This is a genomic window from Haemophilus sp. THUN1692 (genome assembly GCF_059704395.1).
Genome location: NZ_AP046579.1, coordinates 644,799 through 656,474, shown reverse-complemented (window position 1 = coordinate 656,474; position 11,676 = coordinate 644,799). Strand labels below are relative to the sequence as shown.

Sequence of the window (11,676 nt, the reverse complement as noted above, 5' to 3'; positions counted from 1 at the left end):
TTTCTTCGTGTCCTTGTTGTCCTATGTGTCCTAGCCCTTTTTGTTATATATATAAAAATTCAGAAAATCCCGCTCGATATTTTCCCCAAAAATAGGCTATTCACTCCAAAAAAATACCGCCAACATTTCCGCAAAAGCGCGGTTAAAATTTAGGGCGTTTTTTGCTGGTGGCTCTTATTTTACAATTCCACCATAACACCCGCGGGCAGTCGTTCCCAATGGGTAAAGGTAAAGTTTAATTATCGGCTTATATGGTTCAAGTTCCACCACCGCCCCAATATTGCCATATTTCCCAAAATAAGCCCCAAAATCGCCCCACAGACGAGCGAAAACATAAACCCCCTAAAATGACACAGGCAAAACTCAAAAACGCCAAAATAGCCAAAATAACGCGTTTTTTCATTCCACCAGCAAAACAGCCGAAAACGAAAATAACCGCCCGAATTTTTAAACGGACTTTAAAAATTGTTTTTGCTGGTGGACGTGGTAAAAAATACCCCAGTTTTAGAGATGACTTTGTAAAATGGGAACAGGAATGGGAACAAGAAATTGAGTTTGTTTTATTGTGTTATATTAAAATCAATAATTTATGCTTTTAGTTCGATTGTGAATATCGCGTTAATATTTGTAATACGAGCTTGGTCGTAGAAATATTTGTAACGAGCATAGCTATAACCCGCATTTAATTTCCAACCATCACTTAATTTGTGTTCAATTTTGAAATCAATGTTATCGGTTTTTGCGGTTGTTTCATTATTTGGTTCATCTAAACGACGCGATACAGGAATATTCGGTAATGCATTAGTTGCGGTTAAAAGATTTGTACCACGATCAAATGGCTCAAGAATATCTTTATGTTCATAAGAAAGAAGCACTTTAGTTTTATCATTTTCCCAAGAAAGTGATGGTGCGTAAGTGGTATTTTTCATTTTGCCAAAATTACGCCAGTAGTCTTTTTCTTGTTTGTCATAAATAAAGCGGTAAGCGAAACCATTTCCTAAGCCACTAGTAAAATCTAATTGCGTTCCCCACAGGCTATGATTACCTAAGGTTCCACTAACGACATAACGTGGCGTTTGTTGTGGTTTTTTAGTATGATATTAACCACACCACCTGGATCTTGAATACCATAAAGTACAGATGCCAGTCCTTTTAAAACTTCAACGGTTTCAGTTGTCGCGCTAAAGTTTTTTGCTGGACCAGCTTGTAAACCGTTACGCATAATCGAGTTGTCACGGTTTCCACCAAAACCACGTTTTTGAATAGAGTCAAACATACCACCTAATGTATTCGCTTGACTTACACCACTGACATTATAAAGTGCATCAATGAGTGATTCAGGTTTGCGATCCTCCAATAGTTTGGTTGAAAGAATATTTACTGTGTTTGGCGTGTCGAAGACTGGTACTTCAGCTTTTGATACGACGGATGTCCCTGTTGTTTGATAGCCATTTTGTTTAATACCTGTATCTTGAACATTAATTTGTTCAATCGTTTCAGGACTAACTTTATGTTACGTTTCCGCTAATGCAGAAACTCCGGCAAAAAGTGCGGTGTAAACTAAGCTTAATTTAAAATTCATAAATTGCTTCCCAAAAGTTAAATCTAGGTTAAAAAAAGAGTGACGAGTATAAAAAATATAACAATTCAAGCAATGAAAATTATTATCATTTAATAGTATTATATTGATCAATAGTATTTTTTAAAAGACTATAAAAAAACACCGCACTTTGGATGGAAAAGTGCGGTGCTTTTTTAGAAGATTTTATTAATATTTATAGATTTCGTTGTACAAGCCACTCTCAAATTGTACTAATGGAGCACGTTTTGTTTTGCTTTCTAAATCGCCAGTTGAGTAGCCATTAATAAATTGTACAAAGGCCACTTTTTCCCCTCGAGCATTTGTCATAAAGCCAGCTAGGTTATAAACCCCTTTCAAAGAGCCGGTTTTAGCAATCACATTTTTTACTAATGGTGGGCTAATTAATCCGCCACGACCACTGATCGTGCCATCTACACCTGCGATGGGGAAAGTTTCCATTAAGTGCAATTTATCTTCGTTTTTGGCGATGTATTCTAAAACGGATAGCATCGTTTTAGGTGCTACAAGATTATGGCGAGACAGACCTGAACCATCGGCTAAAATACTGTTTCCAAAACGAATTCCTTGTTTTTGTAATATGGACTTAATTGCTAATGTGCCTAATTGAAAGGATGCTGGGCGTTTATAGTAATTGAATGCCACCGCTCGGAATAATGAATCGGCAATCTGGTTATCCGATTTTTTCATCATTTTTTTTAATAAATCGGGTAATGGTTTGGATAAATGTTTCGCTAATAGCTGACCTTGTTGTGGTTTTTGGGGCAACATGACTTTGCCATTAAACTCAATACCTAATTGTCTTAATTGTCGTTGAATAATCGCGGCTGCATAAGCATCCGTATCTTGCACGGCAAAGCTTAAGCCAAAAGGTTTAGATTGACGGGCTAAACATCCTTTTACTTGATAGCGATTATTGTCGTGTACAACAACATCGAGCTGACAATAAGGCGCTTCATTGCTATCCGCTACATAGACTTGTCCGAACACTTGAATTGGAAATTGTGCTGGCACATTGATTTTTACTGTTTCACCTGGATTTTGATTGGCATCTAGTTCTGCGTAAAAACAGTTGTTATCAATATTCGCAGCGGATGGGGGAGAGTTGAAACACATGGTCAAATCGTTCCAAATCCAACCTAACCCTCGGTCATGACTCGAAAAAACAGAGGTATCTAATACTAAATCGCCATTAATTTTTTTGATACCTTGTTTTTTTAATTCTGCAAGTAAGCTATAAAGTTGGCCACTTGTGAGATCAGGATCGCCAGTGAAACGTACGATTAAGTGACCATCTAAATTCCCATTTTGAATTTTCCCATTACTTAAAAGAGCGGTCTCAAATTGGAATTGATCGCCTAATGCGAGTTTAGCGGCAACGGCAGTAAAAACTTTTTGTGTACTCGCAGGAAGCATAAAGGTTGAGCCATTATAATCCGCGATAATTTGGTTTTGATTTACATTTTTTGCGATGAAACCCACGCTAGAGCCTTCAGGCAATTGTTGTGTTAAATCTGAAACATTAATGTTTGCGAAGGTTGGAAGGCTAAAGCTTACGGAAAGTAAAAAGGATCCAAGTGCGGTAGAAATTGAAGATAATTTTTTCATATTAGGTTTGTTATGGTTGCTATTTTTTTTTAGACGAACAATAATAAGCCCCGAATGAAATTGAGTAAATCATTTTCTCATTTCAAGTTTATTTTTGATAATACTGCGGCAAGATTTTAGGATTTTGCCGTGGTTTTTGTTTTATTTAGTAAAAGGAAAAACAATGCAACAAATTCCAATGACTGTGCGTGGCGCAGAACAATTACGTGAAGAATTGGATTTCTTAAAAAATGTACGTCGTCCTGAAATTATTAAAGCGATAGCAGAAGCCCGCGAGCACGGTGATTTAAAAGAAAATGCAGAATATCATGCGGCTCGTGAGCAACAAGGTTTTTGTGAAGGTCGTATTCAAGAGATTGAAGGTAAACTTGGTAATGCTCAAGTTATTGATGTAACCAAAATGCTAAATAACGGTAAAGTCATTTTTGGTGCAACGGTTGTGCTTGTAAATACTGATACAGACGAAGAAGTTACTTATCGTATTGTGGGCGATGATGAAGCGGACATTAAATCGGGTTTGATTTCGGTTAATTCTCCCATTGCACGAGGTTTAATTGGTAAAGAATTAGATGATACCGTTAATATTACAACGCCTGGCGGTGTCGTTGAGTTTGATATTATTGAAGTGAATTATATTTAAATAAAAAAGTGCGGTTAAAAATGACCGCACTTTTGTTGTTATTTGCGTGGAAGCTGAATTTTTGCTTCTTCGCTTGGGCGATAAAGCACCAAAATATGCCCGATAGTTTGTACTTGTGCAGCTTTAGTTTCACGCACAATCGCATCGATAATAAGTTGTTTTGTTTCGCGATCTGCACCAGCAACTTTTACTTTAATGAGTTCGTGATGATCAAGTGCATTTTCAATTTCAGCAAGTACGCCTTCGGTTAAGCCATTTCCACCAAGCATAACGACTGGGTTAAGATGGTGCGCAAGACCTTTTAAAAATTGTTTTTGTTTGGTTGATAAGGTTGTCATAAGGATTCCTAATTAAAAAGAGCGGTTGATTTTCTCAATGTTTTTCACTGATTTCAATCAGCCTCGGCTTGAATTCGGCAGATTGTAACCAAATATAAGCAAAACTACTACCAAAAATAGAAGATTATGGGAAAGAAAAAACGTTCAGCAAGTTCTTCTCGCTGGCTAAATGAACATTTTAGTGATCAATTTGTGCAAAAAGCGCATAAGCAAAAGTTGCGTTCACGCGCGTATTTTAAGATTGATGAAATTCAGCAAACGGATAAATTATTTAAACAAGGAATGACTGTGGTCGATCTTGGCGCTGCACCTGGCGGTTGGTCGCAATATGTGGTGGGACAAATTGGCGGCAAAGGTCGAGTGATTGCTTGTGATATTTTAGAAATGGATCCCATTGTAGGTGTTGATTTTCTGCAAGGCGATTTCCGTGATGAAAATGTTTTGAATGCTTTGTTAGATCGCGTGGGCGAAGCTAAAGTTGATGTGGTAATGTCTGATATGGCACCAAATTTTAGTGGGATGCCATCAGTGGATATTCCACGCGCAATGTATTTGGTCGAGCTCGCTTTAGATATGTGTAAACAGGTCTTGGCAACCAAAGGAAGCTTTGTTGTTAAAGTTTTCCAAGGTGAAGGCTTTGATGAATATTTAAGAGAAATTCGTTCTTTATTTAATGTGGTGAAAGTGCGTAAGCCTGAAGCATCACGCGGACGCTCTCGTGAAGTATATATTGTGGCGACAGGCTATAAAGGCTAATTGCTTTGATAGCTTTTCATCGCTAATGATGTGTAGTATCTTGTAAAAAATTTTTTAACTTAGGAAAGGTGGGTTAGACTTTGAACGATATGGTCAAAAATCTGGTGCTTTGGGTGGTAGTAGCGGTCATTATGATGACAGCATACCAGAGTTTTAATTCCTCTTCGGTAGATAATTCTACTGATTATACAACCTTTGTTTACGATGTAAGCAATGGACAAGTGACAGAAGCGCGTTTTGATGCCAATGAAATTACGGTAACGAAAACGGATGGTTCTAAATATTCAACCGTGATGCCACCACTTGAAGATAAAAAATTGCTTGATGATTTATTAAGCAAAAAAGTGAAAGTGGAAGGTACGCCATTTGAAAAACGTGGTTTCTTATCCCAAATTTTAATTTCTTGGTTCCCAATGTTATTCCTTGTTGGCGTATGGATATTCTTTATGCGTCAAATGCAAGGTGGTGGCGGCAAAGCAATGAGCTTTGGTAAAAGCCGTGCCAAAATGCTGAATCAAGATCAGATTAAGGTTACTTTTGCAGATGTCGCTGGTTGCGATGAAGCAAAAGAAGAAGTGGGCGAAATCGTTGATTTCTTGCGTGATCCGAATAAATTCCAAAACTTGGGCGGTAAAATTCCAAAAGGTATTCTGATGGTTGGTCCTCCTGGTACTGGTAAAACCTTATTGGCTCGTGCTATTGCAGGGGAAGCAAAAGTTCCATTCTTCACTATTTCTGGTTCTGATTTCGTAGAAATGTTTGTGGGTGTTGGGGCATCTCGTGTACGTGATATGTTTGAACAGGCTAAGAAAAATGCACCTTGCTTAATCTTTATTGATGAAATTGATGCTGTGGGGCGTCAACGCGGTGCAGGTTTAGGCGGTGGACATGATGAGCGTGAACAAACCTTAAACCAAATGCTAGTTGAAATGGATGGATTTAGCGGTAATGATGGTGTAATTGTTATTGCAGCGACTAACCGTCCAGATGTACTTGATCCAGCCTTAACTCGTCCAGGCCGTTTTGACCGACAAGTTGTTGTTGGTCTGCCTGATGTAAAAGGTCGTGAGCAAATCTTAAAAGTCCATATGCGCAAAGTGCCTGTAGCACAAGATGTTGATGCAATGACATTGGCGCGTGGTACGCCTGGCTATTCTGGTGCAGATTTAGCAAATTTAGTGAATGAGGCTGCCTTATTTACTGCTCGAGTAAATAAACGTACGGTAACCATGCTTGAGTTTGAAAAAGCGAAAGATAAAATCAATATGGGGCCAGAGCGTCGTACCATGATTATGACAGATAAGCAAAAAGAATCGACTGCTTATCATGAAGCAGGTCATGCGATTGTAGGTTATTTAGTTCCCGAGCATGATCCTGTACATAAAGTGACTATTATTCCCCGTGGCCGAGCGTTGGGTGTGACATTCTTCTTACCTGAAGGTGATCAAATTAGTATTAGCCAAAAACAATTAGAAAGTAAGCTTTCTACCTTGTATGCGGGTCGTTTGGCAGAAGATTTGATTTACGGTGAAGAAAATATCTCAACGGGTGCATCAAATGATATTAAAGTAGCGACTAATATCGCGCGTAATATGGTGACGCAATGGGGATTCTCTGACAAATTAGGTCCGATTCTTTATACCGAAGATGAGGGCGAGGTTTTCTTAGGTCGTTCAATGGCAAAAGCAAAACATATGTCAGATGAAACCGCTTATGCAATTGATGAAGAAGTTCGTGCAATTGTAAATCGTAACTATGCGAGAGCAAGACAGATTTTGATCGACAATATGGATATTCTTCACGCCATGAAAGATGCGTTAGTGAAATATGAAACCATTGAAGAAGAACAAATCAAACAATTGATGAATCGTGAACCAGTCACTCCGCCATCCGGATGGGAAGAGCATACTGGGCAGGCTGCTTATGCAAATAGCAATAATGCTCAAAGTGCGGGTGAAAATTCGGTAGATTCTAATTCCTAATCAGCTCTCTAATCAACAAGGCCTTTTTTCGGAAAGGCTTTATTTTTCCCCTAATGATTTTTTTCTTCAGCGTATTCCGTTATAATCGCCCGATTAAAATCAATCTAAAAATCCACCGCACTTTATGAAACTTTACGCGAACAATAAATGTCTTGATTTAAGCGTTCCTAGGATTATGGGAATCCTTAATTTTACGCCTGATTCTTTTTCTGATAGCGGACAGTTTTTTAGTTTGGATAAAGCACTTTTTCAAGTGGAAAAAATGCTAGAAGAAGGTGCGGTAATTATTGATATTGGTGGTGAATCTACACGCCCTAATGCGGATGAAGTCTCTGAACAAGAAGAATTACATCGTGTTGTGCCAGTGGTGGAGGCGGTGCGAAGCCGTTTTGATTGCTGGATTTCTGTCGATTCCTCAAAAGCAGTTGTGATACGTGAAGCAGCGAATGTTGGAATGGATTTGATTAATGATATTCGTGCTTTGCAAGAGCCAAATGCGTTAGAAACCGCAGTAAAACTTGCTTTACCTGTTTGTATTATGCATATGCAAGGCCAACCTAGAACGATGCAGGCAAATCCTCATTATGAGGATGTCGTACAAAATGTATTAGATTTTTTACAGAAACGTACTAATGTATGTCTTTCTGCTGGTGTTAAAAAAGAAAACTTAATTTGGGACATGGGATTTGGTTTTGGTAAGTCTGTAAAGCATAATTATCAATTATTACAAAATCTGAATGAATTTTGTCAGATAGGCTATCCAGTATTAGCGGGATTATCTCGCAAATCAATGATTGGCGCTGTGCTTGATAAACCTGTCGATCAGAGAGTGATAGGTAGTGCGGCAGGTGCGCTTATTGCGGCGCAAAAAGGTGCAAAAATTTTACGCGTACATGATGTTGCTGCTACATCAGATATGCTCAAAGTTTGGCAGGCAACAGAAAATGCCTGATGGTTTTATAACGATAAAAAATTAAAGGAATTTTATTATGGCAAATCGTAAATATTTTGGAACAGATGGTGTACGTGGAAAAGTGGGTACTTATCCAATCACACCAGATTTCGCATTAAAATTAGGTTGGGCAGCAGGAAAAGTATTGGCTTCTCAAGGTTCTAAAATGGTTTTAATCGGTAAAGATACCCGAATTTCTGGATACATGTTGGAATCAGCTCTTGAAGCAGGTTTAGCCGCTGCGGGGTTATCAGCTGCATTTACTGGCCCTATGCCTACACCTGCTATTGCTTATTTAACCAGAACTTTCCGTGCTGAAGCGGGTATTGTGATCTCAGCCTCTCATAATCCTTATTATGATAATGGCATTAAATTCTTTTCAGCAAAAGGGACTAAATTACCTGATGAAATTGAAGAAGCAATTGAAGCGATGTTAGAGCAACCGATGGATTGTGTGGAATCTGCTGAATTAGGTAAAGCAAGTCGTATTAATGATGCAGCAGGACGCTATATTGAGTTTTGTAAAGGCACATTCCCCGCTCATTTAGGCTTGGAAGGTTATAAGATTGTGGTAGATTGTGCAAATGGTGCAACCTATCATATTGCTCCCAACGTGTTGAGAGAGCTAGGTGCGGAAGTCATTGAAATTGGTACAGATCCAAATGGTTTAAACATTAATGAAAAATGTGGTGCAACGGATGTGACAGCATTGCAAGCTAAAGTTTTTGAAACAAAAGCTGACGTTGGCTTAGCTTATGATGGCGATGGTGACCGAATTATGATGGTCGATCATTTAGGAAATAAAGTCGATGGCGACCAAATTCTCTTTATTATTGCGCGTGAAGCATTGCGTTCAGGTCAATTAAAAGGCGGTGTCGTTGGCACATTAATGAGTAATATGAGCTTAGAGATTGCGTTGAAAATGCTTGGTGTTCCTTTCTTACGTGCAAATGTAGGTGACCGTTACGTATTGGAAAAAATGGTTGAAAATGATTGGACGCTTGGTGGTGAGAATTCTGGACATATTATCATTGCGGATAAGAATACAACGGGTGACGGCATTGTTGCGTCATTGGCTGTATTGGCGGCGATGGCTCAGCATAAATTATCATTAAATGAATTAGCGAGTGCGGTTAAATTATTCCCTCAAGTGTTAATCAATGTACGTTTTGCAGGTGGGGAAAATCCACTTGAAAGTGATGCTGTAAAATCTGTTGCCGCAGACGTTGAAAAACGTTTAGAAGGCAAAGGTCGTATTTTATTGCGTAAATCAGGTACGGAACCACTTATTCGCGTTATGGTGGAATGCCAAGACGCTGCACTTGCACAACAATGTGCAGAAGAAATTGCAGAAGCAGTGAAATCTCATTAATTTTTTAACCGCACTTTATTTAGTGCGGTTTATTTTTATCAAATACTTAGGAAAGCAAATGAATATTTTTATTATGCGTCATGGCGAGGCTGAAGTAATGGCTAATAGTGATAAATCTCGTCGCTTAACTGCTTATGGTATTAAACAAGCTTTTTCGCAAGGGGAGTGGTTAAAACAGCATTTAAGCACGCTAGTAATTAATTCACTAGACCGTATTTTAGTGAGCCCTTATGTCAGAGCTCAAGAAACCTTTCATCAAGTTAATCAAGCGTTTGATTTGGAGTTAGAAAATAAATTTGAAACTTGGGAGGGAATAACCCCTTATGGCCATGCGCATTCAGTCATTGATTATTTAGAAGTGCTGAAACATGATGGGGTTAAGTCTGTATTGATTATTTCTCATTTACCCTTAGTAGGAGAAATCGTTGCTGAACTGTATGGAAAACGAAATCCAATACAATTTTATCCTGCAACCATTGCTCAATTATTATGGGATGGTAATAAATCAGAAATATTGATGCATCAAGCATCTAAAGAAATTCATAGAATTGATTAAATATAAAACATATATTCATATACATTTCTTTACAAAAAATAAAATTTTTCTATGGAACTTTTTTTAAAATATATTTAATATCAATATGTTAATGCTCTTTTTTACACTTATTTATTTATCAGAAATGTAAATTTTTGTATTAGCTATTTTCTTTTAATAAAATTTCCGTAAACTACGCCACATCAAAGCAATAGGGCTTTGCCGTAATCAAGATTTATTCTATGGAGAAAATTATGAAAAAATTAACACTAGCATTAGTTTTAGGTTCAGCTTTAGCGATAACTGGTTGTTTCGATAAAGAAGAAGCTGCACAAAAAGTTGACGCAGCTAAACAAGTGGCAACATCAATGGTTTCTGAAGCAAAAGACGCAGCAACTAATGCTGTTGCTGATGTTAAAGATGCGGCTAAACAAGCTTCTACTGAAGTGAAAAACACTGCAGTAGAGAAAGCTGCTGAAGTTAAAGATGCAGCAATGGCACAAGTTGAACAAGTAAAAGATGCAGCAGCAGCTAAAGTTAGCGAAATGAAAGATGCAGCTACTTCTAAAATGACTGAAGTTAAAGATGCAGTTTCTGAAAAAGCAACTCAAGCAGCTGATGCAGTAAAAGAAGCTGCAAAATAATGCTTTAATCAATTTAAATGATAAAATCCCTGTTAAAGAAATTTAATAGGGATTTTTTATTTAGGAAAACAAAATATGTTATGTGCAATTTATAAAAGTAAAAAGAAACAGGGAAGCTATCTGTATATTGCGAAAAGAGAGGATTTTTCTCAAGTGCCAGAAATGTTACTGAGCCACTTTGGAAAACCAGAATTAGTGATGATGTTTAATTTACTGGGGAGCAAGCCTCTACATAATGTAGATTGTAATGAGGTATTGGAAAAAATTAAACAACAAGGCTTTTATTTGCAAATACCAAAACAAGATGATGGTTTATTTAATAGCTTGAGTGAGATCAAATAAATTGTTTATTTTTGATACGAAAAAGAGAAAATTTGCGTTATCTCAAATTTTTAAAGGAAAAATTCTTTTAAAATCCACCGCACTTTTTAAAGGAGATAAAAATGAGTAGCTTTTTTGTTGCGGGGACCGATACAAATGTGGGAAAAACCACGGCAACCCGCGCGATTATTCAAGCCTTGCAAAAACAAGGTGTGCAAGTGGTTGGCTATAAACCCATTGCTTGTTGCAGTGAGGAAAGTATTTACCCTGCGATGCAAGAAGAAAATACATCAGATTATGATAATTTATCAAATTCAGATGTATTAACATTAATGGATTCTACCAAAGAAAATGTATCCTACAAGGATATTAATAGTTATACATTTAGCCATAGCGCGCCAATGCTAACACAAGATAGGACGCGTATTAAGTTGGATAAAATTAATCATGATTTAACTCGATTAAATCAAAATTATCAGTCTGTGGTGGTTGAGGGCTCGTTTGGTTTAATGACTCCAATGGCGGAAGGAAAAAGTTTTGCTGATTGGGTTGCGCAACGGAAAATGCCTGTGGTTCTTGTTGTTGGTATTAAAGATGGTTGTGTGAATCATGCGTTGTTAACTGTGCAAGCGATTCAACAGTTAGGTGTGCCGTTATTGGGCTGGATAGCTAACCGAGTTAATCCATTATTAAGCCATTATGCAGAAATTGTTGATTTGCTTGTTGAGCATATTGATGCTCCGCTTTTAGGTAAAATTCCTTATTTGCATAAACCAGAAGAGCAAGAATTGGGACATTATTTGACGGATATTGATAGATTAATGTATATGCAAACAGAGTTAGTCAAATAATAAAGTGTGGTTAAAGTTTTTTATATTTAAATAAGGGCGTAAATAACGCCCTTATTTCATGGAAGAAAAATACCTTA

Annotated in this window: 12 protein-coding genes and 1 pseudogene; 10 read left to right on the top strand and 3 right to left on the bottom strand. The window is 37.6% G+C overall.

Going from position 1 to position 11,676, the window contains the following annotated elements; all coding sequences use genetic code 11:
* Positions 1-347: 347 nt before the first annotated feature.
* On the top strand, positions 348-599 hold the full coding sequence (locus tag AC6H0A_RS03095) for a hypothetical protein (protein ID WP_148127859.1): 252 nt from the start codon (positions 348-350) through the stop codon (positions 597-599).
* Positions 600-617: 18 nt separating this feature from the next.
* Here the strand turns inward: AC6H0A_RS03095 and AC6H0A_RS03090 are convergent.
* Positions 618-1,582 (bottom strand): annotated as a pseudogene (locus AC6H0A_RS03090) (TonB-dependent siderophore receptor); the annotation flags it as partial.
* 186 nt (positions 1,583-1,768) lie between these two features.
* On the bottom strand, positions 1,769-3,208 hold the full coding sequence (gene dacB, locus AC6H0A_RS03085; protein WP_070046994.1) for a serine-type D-Ala-D-Ala carboxypeptidase: 1,440 nt from the start codon (positions 3,206-3,208) through the stop codon (positions 1,769-1,771).
* 163 nt (positions 3,209-3,371) lie between these two features.
* Between dacB and greA the strand changes: the two genes are divergently transcribed.
* Positions 3,372-3,848 (top strand): transcription elongation factor GreA, encoded by a 477-nt coding sequence (greA, locus tag AC6H0A_RS03080; protein ID WP_044232959.1) that lies wholly within the window; start codon positions 3,372-3,374, stop codon positions 3,846-3,848.
* Positions 3,849-3,886: 38 nt separating this feature from the next.
* Here greA and yhbY read toward each other — a convergent pair whose 3' ends face one another.
* On the bottom strand, positions 3,887-4,186 hold the full coding sequence (yhbY, locus tag AC6H0A_RS03075) for a ribosome assembly RNA-binding protein YhbY (RefSeq protein WP_005642048.1): 300 nt from the start codon (positions 4,184-4,186) through the stop codon (positions 3,887-3,889).
* Between the two features lie 126 nt (positions 4,187-4,312).
* Here yhbY and rlmE point away from each other — a divergent pair, with 126 nt between their 5' ends.
* The 8 genes from rlmE (at position 4,313) to bioD (ending at position 11,599) form a co-directional block, all read left to right on the top strand.
* Positions 4,313-4,942 carry a 23S rRNA (uridine(2552)-2'-O)-methyltransferase RlmE gene (gene rlmE / locus AC6H0A_RS03070; RefSeq protein WP_005633548.1) on the top strand — a complete coding sequence of 210 codons (630 nt, stop codon included), beginning with the start codon at positions 4,313-4,315 and terminating at the stop codon, positions 4,940-4,942.
* Positions 4,943-5,031: 89 nt separating this feature from the next.
* Complete coding sequence (gene ftsH / locus AC6H0A_RS03065; RefSeq protein ID WP_005642050.1) at positions 5,032-6,924, top strand: ATP-dependent zinc metalloprotease FtsH; 1,893 nt, start codon at positions 5,032-5,034, stop codon at positions 6,922-6,924.
* A 124-nt stretch (positions 6,925-7,048) separates the two neighbouring features.
* Positions 7,049-7,876, top strand: a complete 828-nt coding sequence (gene folP / locus AC6H0A_RS03060) for a dihydropteroate synthase (RefSeq protein WP_497512398.1) — start codon at positions 7,049-7,051, stop codon at positions 7,874-7,876.
* Between the two features lie 37 nt (positions 7,877-7,913).
* Entirely contained in the window at positions 7,914-9,248 is a 1,335-nt protein-coding gene (gene glmM / locus AC6H0A_RS03055) for a phosphoglucosamine mutase (RefSeq protein ID WP_005642054.1), read from the top strand.
* A 58-nt stretch (positions 9,249-9,306) separates the two neighbouring features.
* On the top strand, positions 9,307-9,804 hold the full coding sequence (gene sixA / locus AC6H0A_RS03050) for a phosphohistidine phosphatase SixA (RefSeq protein ID WP_005642056.1): 498 nt from the start codon (positions 9,307-9,309) through the stop codon (positions 9,802-9,804).
* Positions 9,805-10,025: 221 nt separating this feature from the next.
* Entirely contained in the window at positions 10,026-10,427 is a 402-nt protein-coding gene (locus tag AC6H0A_RS03045; protein WP_005642058.1) for a hypothetical protein, read from the top strand.
* A gap of 75 nt (positions 10,428-10,502) precedes the next feature.
* Positions 10,503-10,769: a YcgL domain-containing protein gene (locus AC6H0A_RS03040; protein WP_005642059.1), complete on the top strand. Its 267-nt coding sequence runs from the start codon at positions 10,503-10,505 to the stop codon at positions 10,767-10,769.
* A 101-nt stretch (positions 10,770-10,870) separates the two neighbouring features.
* A complete protein-coding gene (gene bioD / locus AC6H0A_RS03035) occupies positions 10,871-11,599 on the top strand; it encodes a dethiobiotin synthase (protein WP_005642061.1) in 729 nt (242 codons plus the stop codon).
* Positions 11,600-11,676: the final 77 nt, after the last annotated feature.